This is a genomic window from Nocardiopsis sp. NPDC055879 (genome assembly GCF_053615935.1).
Map to the genome: position 1 here is coordinate 15,385 of NZ_JBSHCT010000032.1, position 22,085 is coordinate 37,469.

Consider the following 22,085-nt stretch of genomic DNA (forward strand, 5'->3'; position numbering starts at 1 on the left):
TCGCGAGCCTCCGAGTGGCAGGCCTTTGCGTAATCCGTCCGGATTCGACGCTCAGATCACACGGGGCTCGCTGTCCGAATCGGTCTCCATGTCCCGTCCGGCCTGCTCCCAGGCCTGCATGCCACCGGCCACGTTCACCGCGTCCCAGCCGGCCTGGTTGAGCGCCATGGTGGCCTGGGCCGAACGCCCGCCCGCGCGGCAGACGACGTAGACCTTCTTGTCCTTGGGCACCTCGGCGACGCGCTCGCCCAGCGCGCCGAGCGGAATGTGCACCGCGTCCGGCGCGTGCCCCGCGTTCCACTCGTCGTCCTCGCGGACGTCGAGGAGGTAGACGCCCTCGGGCACCTCGCCGACCAGCACCTCTGCGACCTGTTGACCGAACATGTGACCCCCTGTGTCAGGTGTGTACAAAGAATGTGAGAACCGGAGGAACCGAGTGATCCGGGTCTCCGTCAAAGCGGTATGCGTATGCACACCTTCGCAACGGCCCTGCCGACCCGCCTCGCCGCTCTCGCAGCCCTTGGCCTGCTTATCACGGCCTGCGGCAACGAGCCCGCCGAGGTGGAAGCACCCGCCCCCGGCGCGGAAGCCCCCGAAGAGACCGAGACCGAGACCGACGAAGACGATGAGGACGCGGAGGACTCCGAGAACTCCGAGGACGCCGAGGACGCCGAGGATACCGACGGTGGCGATGCCGCCGTGGAGCTCGTGATCGAGACCTCGGTGTCCGGTGAGGACGGCATGCCCGTCCAGGAGGGTTTCGAGGAGGGCACGTGGACACTGACCTGCGCGCCCGTCGGGGGTGACCACCCCGACCCCGAGGCCGCCTGCGCCGCGATCGACGAGATCGGTACCGAACCGTTCACCATGGACACCTCCGACATGGCGTGCACGATGCAGATCGGTGGCCCCGAAGAGGCCCGGGTGACCGGTCACGTCGAGGACACCGAGATCGACACCGAGTTCAACAAGCGCAACGGTTGTGAGATCGAACGCTTCGGCGACGTCGAGGCCGTCATCACTCACTGACCCCCACCGATCCGAGGGCCCCGAGGCCCCGAGGGGCGGACCGACCACCGGTCCGCCCCTTTTCCATGCGTCGTTTCTCCTGGCCGAAAGTTTCGGAAACCCGTCGGGCCCGGCTTTCCCCGGGCCTCGCCTCACCCACCTTCGATGGCGCTTGACGGGTGGGGCCTCTCAGAAAAGGGTGACCCGCACCTCCGAAGGGGGTTGACCCTGCGGGGACGTGAACGTACATTCACCGGCAACAAGTTTCGCGAAAATTTACGAAACTTTCGGAGCATGCCGGCCACCCCGGCGTACCCCGTGTCCCCACCATGGAAAGGCACTCCTTGACCAGGTCATCCGCTCGCCCCACCGACACACCCCCGGTGACGGCCGGCCAGCACTGGCAGGACCCCACCGCGACGACCGACGAGCGCGTGGAGTCGCTCTTGTCCGCGATGACCATCGAGGAGAAGGTCTCCCAGCTGTACGGAGTGTGGGTCCAGGCGAGCTCCGGCGGCGGACCCGTCGCCCCGCACCAACACGACATGTCCCAGGAACCCCCCGCCTGGGACGAGGTCGTCAAGGACGGGCTCGGCCAGCTCACCCGGCCGTTCGGCACCGTCCCGGTCGACCCCACCGAGGGCCGCGCCTCCCTGGCCCGCAGCCAACGCGAGATCATGGCCGCCAACCGCTTCGGCATCCCGGCCGTGGCCCACGAGGAGTGCCTGGCCGGATTCGCCGCCTGGACCGCGACGATCTACCCCGTGCCCCTGGCCTGGGGCGCCTCCTTCGACCCACCGTTGGTCGAACGGATGGCCGCGCAGATCGGCCGGAGCATGCGCGCGGTCGGCGCCCACCAGGGACTGGCCCCCGTGTTGGACGTGGTCCGCGACACCCGTTGGGGCCGTACCGAGGAGACCATCGGCGAGGACCCCCACCTGGTCGGCACGGTCGCCACCGCCTACGTCCGCGGGCTCCAGTCCAGCGGGATCGTGGCCACCCTCAAGCACTTCGCCGGCTACTCGGCGTCCCGTTCGGGCCGCAACCTGGCACCGGTCTCCATCGGCCCCCGCGAGTTCGCCGACGTCATCCTGCCGCCGTTCGAGATGGCGGTCCGCGACGGCGGGGCCCGATCGGTGATGCACGCCTACAACGACAACGACGGGCTGCCGGCCGCCGCGGACGAGGGCCTGCTCACCGGGCTCCTTCGGGACACCTGGGGTTTCGAGGGGACCGTGGTCGCCGACTACTTCGGGGTCGACTTCCTGCACAAGCTGCACGGGATCGCCGAGTCCCCGGCGCACGCGGGCGCCTTGGCCCTGTCGGCGGGCGTGGACGTCGAACTGCCCACCGTCCACTGCTACGGGGACCTGTTGGTCGAGGAGGTCCGCGCCGGCCGCGTCCCCGAGGCGACCGTGGACCGGGCCGTCCGAAGGGTCCTGCGCCAAAAGTGCGAGCTGGGCATGCTCGATCCGGGTTGGTCCCCGGAGGGTGACGAGGACGCGGGCATCGATCTGGACCCGACCGAACACCGCGCGCTGGCCCGCCGGCTCGCGGAGCGGTCCGTGGTGCTGCTCGACAACTCCGGCGCCGCCCTGCCGTTGCCGGACGCCGGAGACAACGGCGTCGCGGACGTGGCGCTGATCGGCCCGCTCGCGGACACCGAGGACGCCATGCTGGGCTGCTACTCCTTCCCCGCCCACGTGGGACGCCGCCACCCCGGTACTGAGACCGGGGTCGCCATCCCCACTCTGGTGTCGGCGCTTCGCGACGAGCTGCCCGGGCACCGGATCACCCACGCCGAGGGCTGCTCGGTGGACGGCGACTCGGTGGGCGGGTTCGACGCGGCGACGGAGGCGGCCCGCTCCGCGCGCGTGTGCGTGGTCGCCCTCGGAGACCGCTCCGACCTGTTCGGCCGCGGCACCTCCGGAGAGGGCTGCGACGCCACCGACCTGCGTCTGCCCGGGGTCCAGCAGGATCTCCTGGAAGCACTCGTCGACACCGGAACCCCGGTGGTGGCGGTGGTGTCGAGCGGTCGCCCGTACGTGCTGGGGCCGGCGGCCGACCGCTTGGCCGCCGTCGTCCAGACGTTCCTTCCCGGGGAAGAGGGCGGTCCCGCGCTCGCCGGTGTGCTCTCCGGTCGGGTCGAGCCCGGTGGGCGCCTGCCCGTGTCGATCCCTCGGCACCCGGGCGGCCAGCCCGCCACCTACCTGGGGGCACCGCTGGCCGGGAAGAGCCAGGTGAGTTCGGTCGATCCCACCCCGCGCCACCCCTTCGGGCACGGCCTGTCTTACACGGACTTCGAGTGGAGCGCCCCCGAGGTCGAGGGCGCTCCGGCCACGGAAACCGCGATCGAAGTCGCCACCGACGGCGAGGTGACCGTCGGCTGCACCGTCCACAACACCGGTTCCCGAACCGGTTCCGAGGTCGTGCAGCTGTACCTGTCCGACCCGGTCGCCCAGGTGACGCAGCCGGTGCGCCGCCTGATCGGCTACGCCCGAGTCGACCTCGAACCCGGACAGGGGTCGATGGTGCGCTTCAGCGTCCCCGCCGACCTGGCCGCCTACACCGGTCTTGACCTGCGACGCATCGTCGACTCAGGGGAACTCGTCCTCGATCTGGCCGCCTCCAGCGCCGACGTTCGGCACACCGTACGTGTACGGCTCACCGGCCCCACCCGGGTGGTCGACCACCGGCGTCGACTCGTCTGCGACACCCACGTGGAACCGCTCCTGGGCCGGACGCCACGCACCTGAGGAGGGAACCCCCGTCTCGCGCCTTTAGGCCTACGACCGGTTCGTCGAGGACGGGGGTTCCGGGGGTTCCCCCACCGCGCACCGCCTCGTCCGAGGACGCTCAGAGGCATCCGAACGCACTTTCCCAGAGTGATGGAGACCACTTATCGGACTCCCCAGCGCTCACCACCACAAAGGGATCCAGAACAGGCATGTGCGGTGATCTCCGAACCCGGGACCTCGACGACACCACCTCGGCCCCACACCGTGACCGGTTCCGGCCCCGGAGGGCGGGTTGCCCCGAACCTAACGATCCAAGATCGTTGCTACCGCTTGTCCCCCATTACGGCCCACCCGAAAAGAGCCCCCATGAGCACCATCGACGCCATCAGGTGTCGCGCGACGAGAGGTGCCGGCCAAGGGCCGCGACCGAGCGGCGCACCGCGAGGTACAGGGGCTCACACCCCCGGAGGACACAACAAAGCCGACCCCGGAAGTCGGCCGGAGGCCGACGACCAGGGTCGTCCCGGGGGTCTGGGGGTCGCCCCACAGAGGACACAACGAAAACGACCCTGGGAGCAAGCACAGCTTGCGACCAAGGTCGTCCCGGGGGTCTGGGGGTCGCCCCACAGAGGACACAACGAAAACGACCCTGGGAGCAAGCGCAGCTTGCGACCAGGGTCGTCTAGAGTTGAGTGGGCGAGGAGGGATTTGAACCCTCACATCCTTTCGGACACACGGACCTGAACCGTGCGCGTCTACCGTTCCGCCACCCGCCCGAGTGACTTATCCAATTATAGTGCCAGGTGATCCGGTGTTATTCCGGTTCGTCCTGGCGACAAGAAAAAGACTAGCACGGGCTGGAGGCGGCTCGCACATCGTTTGTGGACGGCCCCGATCGTGGCCGTTCGACACCGCTGCCGGGGGTGCACCTGAGACCAGGGGCGCCCCGGCCCGGTTACGATCGTCTACACATACGGAGTGGAGTACAAAGGGAGGTACCTCGTGGGAGTGCTCCAACGCTTCGAGCGCAGGCTTGAGGGCATGATCGAAGGCACCTTCGCGATGGCCTTCAAGTCGGAGCTCCAGCCGGTCGAGGTCGCGAGCGCCGTTCAGCGAGAGATGGACGAACGGGCCGCCATCGTCGCCCAGGGTCGGACATTGGTCCCGAACGACTTCATCGTCGAGTTGTCGGCCAGTGACAAGGAACGCCTGGAGGTGTACGCCGACAGCCTGGGTCAGGAACTGTCGAAGCTGGCCCGTGACTACGCCACCGAACAGGGTTATTCGTTCGTCGGTCCGGTGCGGGTGCAGTTCCGCTCGGACGAGGGACTGAAGACCGGACGATTCCGGATCCGTTCCGGCGTCGTTCGCGGGAGTCTGGTGGAGGGCGGTGAGCTCCGCCAGCCGGTGGGCGATCCGGCTCCGGGCTCGGCGCAGCCCCAGACGGGTCGTCCTCGCCTGCTGATCTCCCCTGGTGGGGCGACGGCCGAGGGCAACATCGCCAGTCAGGGCATGCAGCAGTCGTTCGAACTGACCACGCCGGTGACCCTGCTGGGTCGCGGTACGGACTGTGACCTGCGCCTGGTGGACAACGGTGTCTCCCGTCACCACGTGGAGATCCGCGTGGACGGTGACGAGGTCATCCTGGAGGACAGGGGTTCCACGAACGGCACCTTCGTCAACGGGCAGCAGGTCAGGCAAGCACGGTTGGTGGACGGTACCCGGATCAGTCTGGGCCGCACCACCATGACCTTCCGCCGCGACTGACCGCTTCCCCGACAGGCCACCGATTCCGACCCCTCCCGGACCGCAACCAACCACCTCGCTTCGGCATCTGAGGGTTCGGGACCGGTGGTGGGCCGACAAGGGACCACTGTCGGAGAATCCGGCCGGGAGGGTAGTCTCCGCGAAGACCTGACCGATCGGGCACAATGGCCGCGGCCGGCTCTGGGTCGCGGACAGCGACCTGGACTCACCGACCCGAAGGTGGGGCAGACACGGTGGCGGCGCCGATGACCGCCACCCCGGCCGAAGCACGACAGGGGCTGAAGAGCAGTTCGATGTCCAACTTGACCCTCATATTGATCAAGATCGCGTATCTCGCGGTGCTTTGGCTGTTCGTCCTCATGGCGGTCGGCGTTATCAGTACGGACCTCTTCGGACAGTCGAAGAGGAAGTCCCGCAAGAAGAAGCCGCGATCGGCTCCGCGTCCCGCGCCGCGTCGTTCCCCTTCCTCCTCTCAGGGGCGTTCACGGGCATCGCGTAACGAGCCCACGGTGCTGGCCGTGACCCAGGGCCCGTTGACGGGGACGACGATCAACCTCTCCTCCCAACCCATCCTCATCGGCCGCGCTCCCGATTCGACGTTGGTCATCACCGATGACTACGCGTCGGGGCGGCACGCGCGCGTTTACACCGAAAGCGGCCGCTGGTTCGTCGAGGACCTCAACTCCACCAACGGCACCTACCTCGGCCAGCAGAAGCTGAACCGCCCCCAGCCCATCACGGTGGGTCAGCCCATCCGTATCGGCAAAACCGTCCTGGAACTGCGCAAATGACAATCGCTCTCCGATACGCGGCGTACTCCGACGTAGGATGCCTCCGCGAAGGCAACGAAGACTCCGGTTACGCCGGCCAGCACCTCCTCGCGGTGGCCGACGGCATGGGCGGGTACGCGGGCGGAGAGGTGGCCAGCTCGATCGCGATCTCGTCGATCCGCAGCCTGGACACCTCCGACGATCCACGGGCCGAAGAGATGGCCGAGGTCCTGCAACAGGCCGTCGAGAAGGCCAATGAGTCCCTGGCCCTCCGGATCCGGCAGGAACCCCAGCTTGAGAACATGGGCACCACCCTGACCGCCATGCTGTGGTCGGGTTCACAGGTCGCCCTGATCCACATCGGTGACTCGCGCGCCTACCTCATGCGGGGTTCGCGGTTCGAGCAGATCACCCATGACCACACCTTGGTGCAGACCCTCGTGGACGAGGGCAAGATCACCGAGGAGGAGGTCGCCACCCACCCGCAGCGGTCCCTGATCCTGCGTGCCCTGGACGGCAAGACCCCGGTCGACCCGGACATCTCCATCAGCCGTGCCAAGCCCGGTGACCGTTACATGCTGTGCTCCGACGGGCTGTCGGGCGTGGTCAGCAAGAAGACCATCCACGAGACCCTGGCGACCGAGAGCGACCCGCGCGCGGCCGCCAAGAAGCTCATCGAGCTGGCGATCCGCGGTGGCGGTCCGGACAACATCACCACCGTGGTCGCGGACGTCATCGAGACGGACGACGACCAGGAGGGAGCGACCGTCGGCTCCCAGGTCGTGGGCGCCGCGGACCAGCGTGACGTGGCGACGGGCCCGAACGAGACCAGCCCCGCCAGACGGGCGCAGGAGCTGCGCGGCAACGGCGGCGACACCGCAGAGATGGACCCCATCGACGAGCAGGCGCCGCCCCCGACCGGTACGTACGGTGCTTCTCCCTACGAGGAGCACGCCTACGAGGCCTCGCCCCCTCGTGACCGGGACCCGGAGCCGGAGTACCGGACCCGTAGCTGGTGGCCGATCATCCTCGTCTTCGTCATCGTGGTCGGCGCGATCGCCGGTGGCGGCTACTACTTCGGTAGCCGGTACATCAATGACCAGTACTACGTGGGCGTCTCCGCCGACGGGGAGAACGTCAGCATCTACCGCGGCATCGACACCAACATCGCCGGGATCGACCTCTCCGAGGAGGTGGAGAGGACCGAGCTTCGACTGGACTCGCTCGCCCCCACCGACCAGGAAGCCCTCCAGAACAACATCGAGGCGACCGACCTCGCGGACGCCGAGGCGAAGGTCGAGGACCTGCAGGGCGAGGTCGAGAACTCCGAGCGGACCCGGACCGACTCGGGCGGCCAGGAGACCGAGACCGAGGAATCGGGGTGACCCATTGAGCACCACGAAACCTGAGGCACCGACGGCACTTCCGCCGGTCAAACGGCGCAACGCCGAGCTGGTCCTGGTCCTCGTCGCCATCGTCATCATGATGAGCGCGATGGCCACGGCCGGGCTGAACCTCAACAACCAGGTCCCGGGCGCGATGTGGGGCTATGGCCTCATCTTCGGTGCGCTCGCCCTCGCCACGCACATGGCACTGCGGTTCATCGCACCGTACGCCGACCCCCTGATCCTGCCCTGCGCACTGTTCCTCAACGGGATCGGTGTGGCGATGATCTGGCGCCTGGACGCGGCCGACTCCGGGAACATCGAGCACGCCGGTATCGGCATGCAGCTGGTGTGGACCGCGGTCGGCATGGTCCTGTGCATCGCGCTGCTGTTCTTCCTGAAGGAACCGCGGATCCTACAGCGGTACACCTACCTCACCGCCCTCGCCGCGATCATCCTCATCGCGCTTCCGATGGTCCCGGGCCTGGGCATCAGCGAGTACGGTGCCCGCCGGTGGATCGGCATCGGGCCGTTCACCATGCAACCGTCCGAGTTCGCGAAGATCGCGTTGGTGATCTTCCTGTCCTCGTATCTGGTCACCAAACGGCAGGTGCTGTCGTTGGCGGCCAGGTCGATCAAGATCGGCCGGTTCAAGATCCTGGACCTGCCTCGCGCCCGTGACTTCATGCCGATGGTCGTCGGCTGGGTCGTGGCCATCGGTCTGCTGGTCATCAGCAAGGACCTCGGTTCCTCGCTGCTGCTCTTCGGCATCTTCCTGGCGATGCTGTACGTGGCCACCCAGCGTTCCTCCTGGGTGCTCATCGGTCTCACGGTCTTCATCGGCGCGGCGACCGCCGCGATGTACATCTTCTGGCACTTCCGCCAGCGTGTCGACATCTGGTTCCACGCCTTCGACCAGGAGGTCTACGACCGGGTGGGCGGTAGCATGCAGATCGTCCAGGGCATCGTGGGCATGGCCTACGGTGGCGTGTTCGGTACCGGTTTCGGTGGCGGCCAGGCGCACAACATCTTCGCCGCGGACAGCGACTTCATCTTCGCCTCGCTGGCGGAGGACCTGGGCCTGACCGGACTCATGACCATCCTGATCGTGATCTTCCTTCTGGTCCAGCGCGGTATGCGCGTCGCGCTGGCCTCCCGTGAACTCTTCGTCAAGATGCTGGCGAGCGGTATCGCGTTCGTTATGTGCTTCCAGGTGTTCGTGGTGCTGGGCGGCCTGACCAGGATCATTCCGTTGACCGGTATGACCACGCCGTTCCTGGCCGCGGGTGGTTCCGCGTTGATGGCCAGTTGGCTGATGATCGGTCTATTGCTCCGGATGAGCGACAACGCGCGCAGACCCGCGCCACAAGCCATCCAGGACGAGGGGGCCACACAGGTGATCCGACGATGAACACACCCATCCGACGCCTCAGCGTCTTCTCGATGATCCTGTTCGGTGCCCTGATGCTCCAGCTCACCTGGATCCAGGGCTTCCAGGCCGAGGCCATCCGAGACCACTCTCTCAACACCCGCCAGTACAGCGAACGGCTCACCGAGATGCGGGGACCCATCGTCGTCGGTGGGGAGAACGTCGCCTACTCCGAGAACATCGCCGCCGAGGACGACCCTGCCCGCTACCAGCGCGTGTACGAGGGCGGTCCCCTGTACACGCCGGTGGTCGGTTCCTTCCGCAGCTACGGCGCGGACGGCATCGAGAAGAGCGAGAACGCGCTGTTGGACGGCACCGACGACCGGCTCGCGGTGCGCAACTTCCGCGACGTCATCACCGGCCGTGAGCCCGAGGGCGCGCGCGTCGAACTCACCATCGACCCCGCCGTGCAGCAGGCCGGTTACGAAGGCTTCGAGCAACTGGGCATGAACGGTGCCGCCGTCGCGATCGACCCGAGCAGCGGGGCGATCCTCGGCTCGGTCTCCTACCCCTCCTTCGACGCCAACGAGGTCGTGAGCATCGAGGAGATCACGGACGCGGTCACGAACTTCGACGCCTTGGCGGCCGACGAGAACCAGCCGCTGCTCAACCGGGCGCTGAGGGAGCGCTACCCTCCGGGTTCCACGTTCAAGGTCGTGACCGCCGCCGCGGCCATGGAGCACCTGGACGCCGGCCCGGACTCCACCATGGACGCTCCGGACACCCTGGAACTCGGTCACCCGCTGCCCAACGCCACCCCTGGTGGTACGTGCAACGGCGGGGATCCCGACACCCTGGCGCACTCCATCCAGATCTCCTGCAACACGTCGATGGCCAACTGGGCCATCGAGATGGGTGGTCAGGCCCTGGCGGACCAGGCGGAGGCCTTTGGGTTCCACCCGCAGGTCACCGAGGACGAAATGCAGGTTCCGCTGCCGGTCATCCCGAGCTACGCGCCCGTGGAGGAGGACCGCAACATCCTGGGCCGCGCGGGCATCGGTCAGTCCAACGTGGAGGCGACGCCGCTGCAGATGGCGATGGTGGCCGGGGGCGTGGCCAACTCCGGTGAGGTCATGCACCCGTACATGGTGGACTCGGTGCGCGACTCCGACCGCACCGTCGTCACCCAGACCACACCCGAGGTCTACAGCCAGGCCATGAGTGCCAGCACCGCGTCCGACCTGACGGACATGATGGTCCGGGTGACCGGACCGGACGGATCCGGAACCAACGGAGCCATCCAGGGCATGGACGTGGCCGGCAAGACCGGTACCGCCGAGACCGGCGGAGAACAGGGCACGCACAACTGGTTCATCGGGTTCGCCCCGGCCGACGACCCCCAGGTCGCGGTCGCGGTCGTCATCGAACACGGTGGCGGCAGCGGTGGCGAACTGGCCGCGCCGATCGCGCGAAACATGATGGAGGCAGTGGTTCTGTAGTGAACGCCTACGAACCGTCTTCCCGGAACGGTCCCGGTGACCTCACCGGGACCGTTCTGAGCGACCGATATCGGCTTGAGGAGCAGATCGGCTCCGGCGGCATGGGCACCGTGTGGCGGGCGACCGACACCCTGCTCAACCGTTCGGTGGCGGTCAAACTGCTTCACCCGGCCCAGATGGCCGAACCGACCGCGCGTGAACGGTTCCGCACGGAGGGCCGGATCACAGCCGGTCTGTCCCACCCGGGGATCGCTCAGGTCTACGACTACGGCGAGGAGCACGGGCGTGCCTTCCTCATCATGGAGCTCGTGGTCAGCGAACCCCTGTCGCAGGTACTGCGGGAACAGGGGGGACTGAGCTCGGACCAGACCCTCGACTTCGTGTGCCAGGCGGCCAAGGCGCTGGCCGCGGCGCACGCCCGTGGCGTGGTGCACCGGGACATCAAGCCGGGCAACCTGTTGGTGACCGAGGACGGACAGCTGAAGCTGACCGACTTCGGCATCGCACGCGGGGACATGTCGGTGACCCTCACCCAGACCGGCATGGTGATGGGCACGGCCCAGTACATCTCACCGGAGCAGGCGTCGGGACGACCCGCGACCGCGGCCTCCGACCTGTACGCGCTGGGTGTGGTGGCCTACGAGTGCCTGGCCGGGCAGCCGCCGTTCACCGGGGACAGTCCGGTGGCGTTGGCACTGGCGCACACGCGCGACGATCCGCCCTCCCTGCCCGAACACGTCCCCGCGGACATCGACGACCTCGTCTTCTCCATGCTGGAGAAGGACCCGGAGGATCGACCCTCATCCGCCGGGGAGGTCGCGCACCTCGCCGCGGTGATCCGCTCCAACGCCGGTACCGGACCACCCACCCCCTCCACCGGCTTCAACGGCATGGCCCAGACCAGGGTGGTCGGCGCGGTGCCCGATTTCGGTCCCCGCAGCGGCGCCACCGATCAGGTACGGCGAACCACCGGTCAATCTCCCGTAGCCCCTGATCAGGGCATGGATTCCACTAGGCTGGCGGAGAACCCGGACTCTGGTCGGCGGGTCAGGATGCCGGTCGTGCTCGCGGCCGTGGCCGCGACCGTCCTCATCGTGGGTGCGGCGGTGGCCGGGTTCATGATGGGTGACACCGGGACCGAACCGGTCAACAACAGCAACCGGCCGGCCGTCACCGACGAGTCCCCCGATTCCAGTCCCAGTGAGGAACCGGAGGAGACCGAGACACCCGAGGCCCTCGATCCGGTCCCGGACACCCCGGAGTGGACTCCGCCCCCTCAGGACTGGGACCAGACCGAGTCCCCGCCTCCTGGTGAGGGTGAGGAGGAATCTCCCCCGCCAGAGGACGACGTCACCGATCCACCAGAGGACGACGTCACCGATCCGCCCGAGGAAGAGGAACCCGGCGGAGAGAACCCGGGCGGAGAGAACCCCGGCGGAGGTGGCGGCGGGGGCGGAGGCGGCGACGGTAACAACGGGGAGGGACCCTGATTCCACTGCGAAGACCAGAGCCTGTGACCATGCAATGAGCGAGAGATGCTCAGGGTAGGCGGCGGCCCGCGGGCGGCCACCGGAAGACACGAGGATTAGTGCACGACATGTCCCAGCCCCGGCTCCTCGGCGGACGCTACGAGCTCGACACGGTTGTCGGGCGCGGTGGCATGGCCGAGGTATACCGCGCTCGCGACCTGAGGCTCGACCGGCTCGTCGCGATCAAGACCCTCCGACACGACATGGCCCGGGACCACGTGTTCCAGGCGCGGTTCCGCCGCGAGGCCCAGTCCGCGGCGTCCCTGAACCACCCCGCGATCATCGCCGTCTATGACACCGGCGAGGACATGATCGATGGCGTGTCCATCCCGTACATCGTCATGGAGTACGTGGATGGTCGGACGCTCAAGGAACTGCTCGACGACGAGCGCAAACTGCTGCCGGAGCGTTCGGCGGAGCTGGTCGACGGCATCCTCAAGGCCCTTGAGTACAGCCATGACAACGGCATCGTGCACCGTGACATCAAGCCGGCGAACGTCATGTTGACCCGCAACGCCGACGTCAAGGTGATGGACTTCGGCATCGCCCGGTCCATGGGCGACGACCAGGCGACGATGACGCAGACGTCGCAGGTCATCGGCACCGCTCAGTACCTGTCGCCGGAACAGGCTCGCGGCGAGCGCGTCGACCCGCGCAGTGACATCTACTCCACCGGTTGCGTGCTGTACGAGCTGCTCACCAGCCGGCCGCCGTTCACCGGCGACTCCCCTGTCTCCATCGCCTACCAGCACGTCCGTGAAGACCCGATCCCGCCGTCCGAGGTGGACCCGCAGGTCCCGGAGTGGCTGGAGGACGTCACCCTCCGCGCCATGACCAAGGACCGCGAGGAGCGGTACCAGAACGCCGCGGAGATGCGCGCCGACATCCAACGCGGTATGGCCGGAATGCCCACGCAGGCCGGCACCATGGCCATGGCCGCCGCCGGAGCGACCACGGCGCTTCCACCCGCGAACGACAACCGGTACGACGACTACGACGACGATTACGACGACTACCGGGACGAGAAGAAGGGCGGGAACAAGACAGCCCTTTGGGTCCTGCTCGTCCTGGGTGTCATCGCCTCGATCGCCCTGGTCGTCTTCCTGATGACCCGGGACGGGACCGAGGAGATCGAGCAGGGTACCGTCCCCGACGTGGCCGGCCAATCCCAGGAGGAGGCCGAGTCGGCGCTGATGGCGGAAGGCTTCGAGACCTTCACCGTGGATACGCAGGCCGACGACGAGGTCGAGGAGGGCTCGGTCATCGAGACCGACCCGACGGCCGGTACCGAGGCCCCACTCGATGAGTCCGTCGTCATCATGGTCTCCTCCGGCCCCGGCGCCATGGAGATCCCGAGCGTCGAAGGACAGACGGAGGCCGACGCGCAGTCGGCCCTGAGCGAGGCGGGCTTCGAGAACGTCACCACCGAGTCGCAGGCCCACGAGACGGTGGCCCAGGGCAACGCGATCGGCACGGATCCGTCCGCCGGCAACGAGGTCGCCCCCGACACCGAGATCACCCTGCGCATCTCCTCCGGGCCCGACCAGGTCGGAGTGCCGGACCTGCAGAACATGTCCCGTGACCAGGCCCAGAACGCCCTGGACCAGGCGAATCTGGTGGCACAGTTCGAGGAGCAGGAGAACCCGGACCACCCGGCGGACACCGTCATGAGCCAGTCCCCCGCGGCCGGTCAGAACGTGAACGCCGGTACCACGGTGACCGTGACGCTCGCGATCGCTCCGGCGGACGACGAGCCGTCCGAGCCCGAGGAGCCGAGCGAGCCCGAGCAGCCCACGGATCCGGAGGAGCCCACGGACGGCCCGTGGTTCCCGGGCCCGCCGGATGACGATTTCGCGATCCCGCGCCGCTGATAGAGGACGCGGGAACAGACACGAGAAGGGCCGTACCCGAAGGGGTGCGGCCCTTCTCGTGGTCATGAGACCGTTGGGGTTTCGGGACCTCCCCGACGGTGACGCCCACACCGGCCGGGGCGTAGACTGTGGGCCTATTCCGAACCGCCCCACAGTCCTGGAGCAGCGACCGTGCCCAAGTCCCGCAACGATCGCAAGAAGAAGGCCGTTTACACGCCGCCTCCTTCCAAGGAGCAGCCCAAGGTCAGTCCCCGTTGGCTCGTGCCGACGATGCTGGGCTTCTTCATCGTGGGCATCCTCTGGATCGGCGTGTACTACATCGCGGGTTCCCAGATCCCGTACATGCAGGACTGGCACAACTGGAACCTGCTGATCGGGTTCAGCGGCATCATCGTCGCGGTCATCCTGTCGACCCGCTGGCACTGACCCCCGCCGCGCACTGACAACGGCCGGGGCGTTCGCCCCGCCTTGAACCGGTTTTCCACAGGGTTATCCACAGATTGTGGGTAGCTCTGTTCGACGTACCCGGAACCGGTTCGACCTGGACATACGCGATGGCCCCCGGAGAGCGCGCTCTCCGGGGGCCATCGCATGAGTGCTCAGACCAGGAACGTCGTCCACAGGCTCGGAGCCACCAGGGTCAGCACCACCAGCAGGACCACGAAGGCCGCCAGAAGCAGGGCGTGCACCAGGGTGCGCCGCCCCGCCGTGGCGTCACGGCCCGGCAGGTAGGCGAAGACCGCCCCGATCAGCAGACCCCCGACCAGACCACCGATGTGGGCCGTCCAGGAGATGTTGGGGACCAGGAAGGTGATTCCGAGGTTGAGGGCGAGCAGCACCATGATCATCCGCGTGTCCAGCCGCAGCCGTCGACCGATCACGAACACCGCGCCGAAGAGCGCGAAGATCGCCCCGGAAGCACCGACGGAACCCGCGTTGGGTGTGGCGAGCAGGCTGAGCACCGAGCCCGCCAGGGCGCCCAGGATCCACAGGGCGAGGAACCGCCCGTGGCCCAGCCACCGCTCCAACTGCGGGCCCAGGATGAACATCGCGTACCCGTTGAACAGCAGGTGGAAGACACCCGCGTGCAAGAACGCGGCGGTGATGAGTCGATACCACTCGCCGTACTCGACGACGCCGTATCCCCACATGCTGAACAACCCGGTCAACGGCGACATCGTCGCCTGACCGATGGGGTTCGAGGTCCCCAGTTGGAGTGCGAAGCCCACCACCATCATGACCAGGATCGTCCAGGTCACGTACGGCTTGGCGACGACCTTGCCCCCGAAGGTGGTCCGGGTGGACCGCACCTTGCGGTTTCCCTCCGCCACGCACGAGGGGCACTGGAACCCGACGGACGCCTCGACCATGCAGTCGGGGCAGATCGGTTTCCCGCACCGGGTGCAGCTCACCCCGGTCTCCCGGTCGGTGTGCCGGTAACAGGTGCGCGGCGCTCCGGCGTCCGGTGTGGAGCCGGAGGGAGGGGGAGAAGCGGTCATGGGCGTCTGGTCACTCCTTGGTTCTCACCGTGTCTTTAACGGGTGATCTCGACACTGTTGATCACGATGTCCTCGCGGGGACGGTCCTGCGCGTCGGTATCGACCTTGCTGATGCCGCTGACGATGTCGGCGCCCTCGACGACCTCACCGAAGATGGTGTGGCGGCCGTCGAGCCAGTTCGGCTCGGTGACGGTGATGAAGAACTGCGAGCCGTTGGTGCCCGGACCGGCGTTGGCCATGGCCAGCAGGAACGGACGGTCGAAACGGAGGCTCGGGTGGATCTCGTCCTTGAAGGTGTAGCCGGGGCCACCGCGACCGGTGCCCAGCGGGTCGCCACCCTGGATCATGAAGCCGTCGATGACACGGTGGAAGACCGTGCCCTCGTAGAGACTGTTGTTGGACGGCTTGCCCGTGGCGGGGTCCATCCACTGCTTGGAGCCGTCGGCCAGCCCGATGAAGTTGGCGACCGTCTCCGGCGCCTGCTCCTCGAACAGCTTGACGACGATGGTTCCCTTGGAGGTGTTCAGCCGCGCGGTGGGCTGACCCGTGGAGTCCGACACCACAGTGCCTTTCGGTCGAGTGAGATTACGTGCTCACGTTACCGTTCCCTCCACGCCGGTCAGGCAGATCCCGAACGGCCGCGCACAGTGTCGAAACGTAGATCACAGACGCAGAGGACGTATGTTGAGATAACACCCGGATAACGGGGAAGGACGACGAGCAGCACCATCCATGGTCTGACGCGTCGACCATCGGGTGGAAAACCCGTACGAACTGGCGAAACGATCAAAGGAGCTGACGACGTGCCTATCACTGCCAAGCGTCGCAAGGCACGCAAGGAGGCGGAGGTTGCCCTCGCCCGCCTGCAGGACCTGGCCAGGGACCAGGCCGACCGATTCGGCCCCTACGCTGACCAGGCCAGGGACCAGGCGGCCCTGAAGCTCATCCAGGCCCGTGGCTGGACCGCGCCTCGGTTGGAGACCGCCGCGCTGCGTGTCGAGGACACCGTGGCCCCGCGGGTGGCCGGCCTACTGACCACGGCCGCCCATCGGATCGACCCCAAGCCCGCACGTCGTGGGCTGAGGTTGTTCCGCGCAGGCGGCCGTCGGATCCCCCGCGGTGTCGTGATCGGCGGTGCCGCCCTGGTCGGCGGTGTGGTCGTGTACTCACTGATCCGCCTGCGCCAGGCCTCCCAGGACGCCGAGTGGCAGGAGCACCTGGACCAGGCCCGCGAACAGGTCCGTGAGACCCGCGAGAACCTGGGGGAGAAGACCGCCGAGGCTGCGGACGAGGTAGCCGAGAACGCCAAGGCGGCCTCCGCCAAGACGAAGGAGAAGGTGCGCGCCACCACCGGTGAGGGTCGCGCCAAGGACAACGGCCGGCCCGGCAAGTGATCCTGTACCTCGGGCCCGGGGATCTTCTCCCCGGGCCCGAGGTGTGTCATCACTCCTGGTCGTCCTTGATGAAGCGATAGGTCAGCGGGTAACGCCACCCGTTGCCCATGATGTTGGTGGCCGCCGCCATGACCGGCAGGACCAACCCGCCCAGGGCCACCACGAGCAGCAGCACGATCGGGAGAACCAGGACCGACAGCACCGCGCTGGTGAGGATGGCGACGAGCCACCAGAGCTGGAAGTTCAGCGCCTCCAGCGCGTGCCTGCGCATGAAACTCGTACTGTTCGGACTGATCAACAGGACCAGCAACGGCCCCAGAAGAGGGAAGAAGAACGCCGAGCCGTGACTCAGGCCGGCTACGACCTTCTCCGCCGGGTTGTCGGTCCGCAGGTTCCGTAGGTCGTTCGGGCCACGCTTACCACCCCGGAACCGACCCTCCCGGGCCTGCCCTGGAGGCGTGTTCCCCTCGAACCCCTGAACACCCAGGTCCGTGGTGAGCGGAACGAGCTCCGAGGCGACCTTGGCCCGCATGGCCTGGTCGATCCGTTCGTCGAACTCGTCCTCCTCCAGCTGTCCCTTGGCGTAGGCCTCGCGAAGGACCTCCGCCACGGCGTCCCGGTCCTGGTGGGTGAGACGAACCTGTGGCCTTGGCTCGTTCGGGACCCATGGCCGCGGGTCCCGCCGGCTCTGCTCTGACATCCCCACTCCCAAAGACTGTGTGGGGGCTCGACCGTACGAGGATGATCGCGCCCTCCTCCATAATGCTGCATGGAGACGGGTGCGGATATGGGGGTCGTCCCTGATCCTCCCCTGATCCGCCGGTCCTCCGAAAGGAGGTGGCGGCCTTCCGACCATCGGCCCGTCCAGCCGGGTCGGCATGTCGATGAATCGGGTTGTTCCCCTCGCTCCGCGCCCGGCCTCCCTCACAGCCTCGCGCGAGCATCCTCGTCACGGTCGGCGTCGGGGCTCCCCTCCCCAACGCCCTCGGGTCAGTGCCCGGCGGCGACGGCCGGTTCGCCGCGCACCGGCTCCGGCTGGGTCCTCTCCTCCTCATAATGCTTCTCGGCGCTGGTGAGGAGGTCATACCAGCTGGTGACGTCCTTTCGGCGACGCAATAGAGCGCGACGCTCACGCTCGGTCATTCCGCCCCAGACGCCGAACTCGATCCGGCTGTCCAGCGCCTCGGCGAGGCACTGGGTTCGAACCGGGCAGCCACGGCAGATCAGCTTGGCGCGGTTCTGCGCGGCACCCTGGACGAACAGTGCGTCGGGGTCGATTTCGCGGCACTTGGCACGAGCCGCCGTCTTCTCATTCCACATGTTGCCCCACTCCCAAGATCAGCATGTGTGGTGATCGAAACCCGCCGACCGGCTGTCGGCGGACGAGGGATTCAGCGGACCGATCCGAGGACTTTGCAAGAGGCCGTACGGGGGGCCGTTCGGCTCGCCTTCGGGGGTCGTTCGTTTCGGCGCGCTGTGTTCCTCGTTGTCGTTGGTGTCGAAACTACGGATCGTCCCAGTTCACCAACAGACCCCAAGAGGCCTATTTCTCATATGGCCCACTCGGACCATTGCCTCCACAGGAAGTGTCATCATACACACACGGAGGGTCACTACATGTGATAGGAGCCCCCGCCGGCGAAAGGAAGGAAAGGTCTCCTTCGGACCATTCTTCCACAACCTTAATGACCTGCGACTTCACGCCATCCCATGAGCGGCTCACCCCACACGGACAGGCCTGACCGAACCGGGCGGGCAGGACACGAACCCATCCGAACGGACTAGAGAACACCTTCCGACGACCACACTGCGCAATCCCACCACCCACCCTTTCCCCACCCGCACGGAACGCCCCGAACTACTATTCAGTAACCCAGACAAATGGGCCGGCACGACACTCGGGACCCTCTTTCCAACCGGAAGAAGGTCCCGAAAAATGGTTTTCCCGACGAATTCTTCCCGGGGTTCAGGGAGCCGGAAGCCCGGCTCGGAACTCCCGGACCAGGTCCTCCAAGACCTGCTTGGCGTCGCCGAACAGCATCGTGCAGTGATCCCGCTCGAACAGCTCGTTCTTGATGCCCGCGTACCCGGGGGACAGGCTCCGCTTCACCACCATCACCCGCCGGGCGTTCTCCACGTCCAGGATGGGCATCCCGGCGATCGGGGACCCGCTCGCCCGATTGGCCGCCGGGTTGACCACGTCGTTGGCTCCCACGACGATCACCAGGTCGACGTTGGGGAAGTCGCTGTTGATCCGCTCCATCTCCACCAACCGGTCATAGGGGACATTGGCCTCCGCCAGCACCACGTTCATGTGCCCGGGCATACGCCCGGCCACCGGATGGATGGCGAACCGGACCTGGACCCCTTGTTCGGCCAGCGCGTCGGCCAGGTCGGCGGCGGTCTGCTGCGCACGGGCCGCGGCCAGGCCGTACCCCGGCACGATGACCACGTTCCGGGCCGCGTCCAGCACCATCGCCGCATCCTCCGGATCAGAGCCCACGACGTTCTCGTAGGAGTCCCCCTCACCCGAAGCGACCTCTCCCAGGCCTCCGGCGAAGACGCTCAACAGCGTCCGGTTCATCGCCACGCACATGATCTGGGTGAGCATCAGCCCGGCCGCGCCAACGATGATGCCGCCCATGATGAGCATCGTGTTGCCGATCGCGAACCCGCTCGCGGCCACGGCGAGACCGGACACCGAGTTCAGCAGCGAGATCATCACCGGCATGTCCGCCCCGCCCACCGGAGCCACCGCGAAGAACCCGACCGCGAGGCCGAACAGGAGCAGCAGCAGAATCGCCAGGACCGCGTACCGAACGTCCACCAAGGACAGCGACAGCGCCATCGTGACCAAGGTCAGCAGCGACGCCCCGACGATCAGGGGCCCGCGTCCGGGAATCCGGGTCAACCGGCCCAACCGACCCCACAGCTTGGCCTCGGCGAGGATCGATCCGGACAGCGTGGCCGCGCCGACCACCACGGAGATGGCCAGGGCGAGAGCGGAAACGGCCCCCATGAGGCCGATGGCGCCCTCCCCGGTGTCGGGGGCGAGTACCTCCTCCCAGAACAGCGCCAGCCCCACCAAGGCCGCCGCGGCCCCACTGAATCCGTTGAACCGGGCCACCACCTGCGGCATGGAGGTCGCCGACGCCCGCAGGACCGTGATGACGCCGACCGTGCCACCGGCGACGAACCCGAGAACCATCCAGGTGTAGTCCACCAGGCCCATCTCGACCAGGGTGATGATCACGGCCAGCAGGACACCGACGGCCAGGAAGAGGTTGCCCGTACGCGCGGTGCGCACCCGCGCCAGTCGCTTGATCCCCAGGACGAAGAGCGCCACCGGGACGAGGTAGGCCAGTCGGGTGATCTCCTCGGCGCTCATGAACGCTCCTTCCCACCCGGGGTGAAACTGCCCAGCATGCGGTCGGTGACCATGAAGCCGCCCACGACGTTGGCGGTGGCGAAGGCGACGCCCAAGGTGGCGAAGACCGTCGCGACCGGACCGGAAGTGGTCCCGGCCAGGACCAGGGCGCCGATGACGACCACACCGGACATCGCGTTGGCACCCGACATCAACGGTGTGTGCAGCATCGGCGGGACCTTGGTCAACAGCTCGTAGCCGAGGAAGGCCGCGAGGACGAAGACATAGATCGAGAGGATCAACGTGCCGGTCATGATGTGGCCTCCGATGTGTCCCGAGCGAACGCCAATGCCGCCGCGGTGGGTTCGTGGAGCACCTCGCCGTCCCGGGCGAGTAGGAACCCCGCGAGTTCGGGATCGGCGTCGACGTCCAACTCCCCCTCTTCGGTGACGATTCGGGCCAGCAGGTTGACGACGTTGCGTGCGTAGAGGGCGCTGGCCTCACGAGGCATGGCCGCGGCCAACCGGGGTGCGGGGAGGATCTTCGTACCGCCCCGGTCCAGTGGTTCGTCCGAGTCGGTCAGCTCACAGTTCCCGCCGTCCTCGGCCGCCAGGTCGACGACCACGGAACCGACGGGCATCCGGTCGACCATCTCGGTGGTGAGCAGTACGGGGGCGTCACGTCCGGGGATCAGCGCGGTACAGATGACCGCGTCGGCCTGGGCGACGTGCGGAGCGAGCGCCTCGTGTTGGGCTCGCGCCAGGTCCGCGCCGAGCTTCTTCGCGTACACGCCGTCGCTCTGGTCGGTGACCCCCGGGATGTGCACGAAGTCGGCCCCCAACGAGGCGACTTCGTCAGCCGCGGCGGCACGCACGTCGTTGGCCTTGACCGTGGCACCGAGACGTTTGGCCGTGGCGATGGCCTGCAGACCCGCCACACCCACGCCCAGGACGACCACGCGGGCGGGCTTCACCGTGCCCGCGGCCGTCATGGACAGCGGGAAGAGCTTGTCGATGGCGTTGGCGGCGAGGAGGACCGCCTTGTAACCGGCGATCCCCGCCTGGGACGAGAGCGCGTCCATGGCCTGCGCCTTGCTGATTCTCGGCACGAGTTCCATGGCCAGTGCCGTGATCCTGCGTTCGACCAGTGCTCGGGCGAGTTCGGTGTCGTGGACGGGCCGTAGGAATCCGATCAGGGCCGAGCCCTCGGGGAGCGCGGCGATCCGGGCGGGGGAGGGCGGGCCCACCGTCACCAGGGCCTCCGACGTGGCGAGGAGCTTCTCCGTGTCCACGACCGTCGCCCCTGCCTGACGGTAGTCCTCGTCGTCGTGTCCGGCGGCGGTGCCCGCCCCGGCCTCGATCTCGATCTCCAGGCCTCGATCGACCAGTGTCGCGACGGTCTCGGGTGTCGCCCCGACCCGTCCGTCGCCGGGATCCTCCGATCGCGCGAAGGAAAGTCGCATGCCTCATCACCTTCCGTAGGGTGTGGGCCGGCGACAGTGGCCTGGACGCATGGCCGGGCCGTGAGGGGACGCCTGAAGTCGGGGGAAAGGGGGGTGGCTGCCGTCGGCTCGGACTGACTACCTACCCGCGCCGATGGCCCGGATCACGCCCGGAAAGACGAAAGACCCTGCCGGCGCGTCGTACGCGCGAGCAGGGTCGTATCGAGGAGGAGTGGAGCCAAGGGGAGTCGAACCCCTGACCTCCGGTATGCAAATCTCGCGCAAGCGAATTCGCCACCTGCAACAACTCGGGAGAGCAGCGGATCACCTGCGAAAACTCGCACTCATAGATACCGCGTTATCCCCGGCCTTACCGCTGTCATCCGTACCAAATGCGTACCGGAAACAGAGAGCCCGACCAGGGGCCTATCCCTGGTCGGGCGGGCGG

General features: G+C 67.6%; 19 protein-coding genes and 1 tRNA gene. 11 read left to right on the top strand and 9 right to left on the bottom strand.

The features are described 5' to 3' along the window. Positions 1–51: 51 nt before the first annotated feature. Positions 52–384 carry a rhodanese-like domain-containing protein gene (locus ACWGKS_RS26825; RefSeq protein ID WP_358511175.1) on the bottom strand — a complete coding sequence of 111 codons (333 nt, stop codon included), beginning with the start codon at positions 382–384 and terminating at the stop codon, positions 52–54. A gap of 78 nt (positions 385–462) precedes the next feature. Between ACWGKS_RS26825 and ACWGKS_RS26830 the strand changes: the two genes are divergently transcribed. Next, entirely contained in the window at positions 463–1,029 is a 567-nt protein-coding gene (locus tag ACWGKS_RS26830) for an SSI family serine proteinase inhibitor (protein WP_358511178.1), read from the top strand. Positions 1,030–1,337: 308 nt separating this feature from the next. Further along, positions 1,338–3,764, top strand: a complete 2,427-nt coding sequence (locus ACWGKS_RS26835) for a beta-xylosidase/alpha-l-arabinosidase (RefSeq protein WP_452524442.1) — start codon at positions 1,338–1,340, stop codon at positions 3,762–3,764. Positions 3,765–4,439: 675 nt separating this feature from the next. Here ACWGKS_RS26835 and ACWGKS_RS26840 read toward each other — a convergent pair. Beyond that, positions 4,440–4,522 (bottom strand) — tRNA-Leu (locus ACWGKS_RS26840). 226 nt (positions 4,523–4,748) lie between these two features. On the opposite strand from ACWGKS_RS26840, the gene ACWGKS_RS26845 reads away from it, so the two are divergent. The 8 genes from ACWGKS_RS26845 to ACWGKS_RS26880 all read left to right on the top strand — a co-directional run bounded on the left by ACWGKS_RS26845 (position 4,749) and on the right by ACWGKS_RS26880 (position 14,362). Beyond that, positions 4,749–5,513 carry an FhaA domain-containing protein gene (locus ACWGKS_RS26845; protein ID WP_449289443.1) on the top strand — a complete coding sequence of 255 codons (765 nt, stop codon included), beginning with the start codon at positions 4,749–4,751 and terminating at the stop codon, positions 5,511–5,513. 293 nt (positions 5,514–5,806) lie between these two features. After that, positions 5,807–6,304 carry an FHA domain-containing protein FhaB/FipA gene (locus tag ACWGKS_RS26850; protein WP_452457106.1) on the top strand — a complete coding sequence of 166 codons (498 nt, stop codon included), beginning with the start codon at positions 5,807–5,809 and terminating at the stop codon, positions 6,302–6,304. Beyond that, a complete protein-coding gene (locus tag ACWGKS_RS26855; RefSeq protein WP_452457089.1) occupies positions 6,301–7,668 on the top strand; it encodes a Stp1/IreP family PP2C-type Ser/Thr phosphatase in 1,368 nt (455 codons plus the stop codon). The genes ACWGKS_RS26850 and ACWGKS_RS26855 overlap by 4 nt, the downstream gene beginning before the upstream one ends. 4 nt (positions 7,669–7,672) lie before the next feature. Beyond that, complete coding sequence (locus ACWGKS_RS26860) at positions 7,673–9,079, top strand: FtsW/RodA/SpoVE family cell cycle protein (protein ID WP_452524444.1); 1,407 nt, start codon at positions 7,673–7,675, stop codon at positions 9,077–9,079. Next, positions 9,076–10,536 carry a peptidoglycan D,D-transpeptidase FtsI family protein gene (locus tag ACWGKS_RS26865; protein WP_358516151.1) on the top strand — a complete coding sequence of 487 codons (1,461 nt, stop codon included), beginning with the start codon at positions 9,076–9,078 and terminating at the stop codon, positions 10,534–10,536. Before ACWGKS_RS26860 ends, ACWGKS_RS26865 begins: the two co-directional genes overlap by 4 nt. Continuing rightward, positions 10,536–12,026, top strand: coding sequence for a serine/threonine-protein kinase (locus tag ACWGKS_RS26870; RefSeq protein WP_452457087.1), 1,491 nt, complete (start codon positions 10,536–10,538; stop codon positions 12,024–12,026). Before ACWGKS_RS26865 ends, ACWGKS_RS26870 begins: the two co-directional genes overlap by 1 nt. Positions 12,027–12,133: 107 nt before the next feature. Continuing rightward, entirely contained in the window at positions 12,134–13,936 is a 1,803-nt protein-coding gene (gene pknB, locus ACWGKS_RS26875; RefSeq protein WP_452524447.1) for a Stk1 family PASTA domain-containing Ser/Thr kinase, read from the top strand. A 171-nt stretch (positions 13,937–14,107) separates the two neighbouring features. Then, positions 14,108–14,362: a cell division protein CrgA gene (locus tag ACWGKS_RS26880; RefSeq protein ID WP_067603863.1), complete on the top strand. Its 255-nt coding sequence runs from the start codon at positions 14,108–14,110 to the stop codon at positions 14,360–14,362. 173 nt (positions 14,363–14,535) lie between these two features. Here ACWGKS_RS26880 and ACWGKS_RS26885 read toward each other — a convergent pair whose 3' ends face one another. Then, complete coding sequence (locus tag ACWGKS_RS26885) at positions 14,536–15,435, bottom strand: rhomboid family intramembrane serine protease (protein ID WP_358515592.1); 900 nt, start codon at positions 15,433–15,435, stop codon at positions 14,536–14,538. A gap of 35 nt (positions 15,436–15,470) precedes the next feature. Further along, complete coding sequence (locus ACWGKS_RS26890) at positions 15,471–15,995, bottom strand: peptidylprolyl isomerase (RefSeq protein WP_358515595.1); 525 nt, start codon at positions 15,993–15,995, stop codon at positions 15,471–15,473. Between the two features lie 243 nt (positions 15,996–16,238). Here ACWGKS_RS26890 and ACWGKS_RS26895 point away from each other — a divergent pair, with 243 nt between their 5' ends. Next, positions 16,239–16,829 (top strand): hypothetical protein, encoded by a 591-nt coding sequence (locus tag ACWGKS_RS26895; RefSeq protein ID WP_452457085.1) that lies wholly within the window; start codon positions 16,239–16,241, stop codon positions 16,827–16,829. A 49-nt stretch (positions 16,830–16,878) separates the two neighbouring features. Here ACWGKS_RS26895 and ACWGKS_RS26900 read toward each other — a convergent pair whose 3' ends face one another. The 5 genes from ACWGKS_RS26900 to ACWGKS_RS26920 all read right to left on the bottom strand — a co-directional run bounded on the left by ACWGKS_RS26900 (position 16,879) and on the right by ACWGKS_RS26920 (position 21,658). Beyond that, the gene (locus ACWGKS_RS26900; RefSeq protein WP_358515600.1) at positions 16,879–17,529 is read right to left on the bottom strand and encodes a DUF4870 domain-containing protein; all 651 of its coding nucleotides are present in this window, start codon (positions 17,527–17,529) and stop codon (positions 16,879–16,881) included. A gap of 290 nt (positions 17,530–17,819) precedes the next feature. After that, the gene (locus ACWGKS_RS26905) at positions 17,820–18,149 is read right to left on the bottom strand and encodes a WhiB family transcriptional regulator (RefSeq protein WP_358515603.1); all 330 of its coding nucleotides are present in this window, start codon (positions 18,147–18,149) and stop codon (positions 17,820–17,822) included. A gap of 646 nt (positions 18,150–18,795) precedes the next feature. Beyond that, positions 18,796–20,217 (bottom strand): NAD(P)(+) transhydrogenase (Re/Si-specific) subunit beta, encoded by a 1,422-nt coding sequence (locus tag ACWGKS_RS26910; RefSeq protein WP_452524451.1) that lies wholly within the window; start codon positions 20,215–20,217, stop codon positions 18,796–18,798. Continuing rightward, entirely contained in the window at positions 20,214–20,510 is a 297-nt protein-coding gene (locus ACWGKS_RS26915) for an NAD(P) transhydrogenase subunit alpha (protein ID WP_358515608.1), read from the bottom strand. The genes ACWGKS_RS26910 and ACWGKS_RS26915 overlap by 4 nt, the downstream gene beginning before the upstream one ends. Beyond that, entirely contained in the window at positions 20,507–21,658 is a 1,152-nt protein-coding gene (locus tag ACWGKS_RS26920; RefSeq protein WP_452524454.1) for an NAD(P) transhydrogenase subunit alpha, read from the bottom strand. Before ACWGKS_RS26920 ends, ACWGKS_RS26915 begins: the two co-directional genes overlap by 4 nt. Between the last annotated feature and the right edge of the window lie 427 nt (positions 21,659–22,085).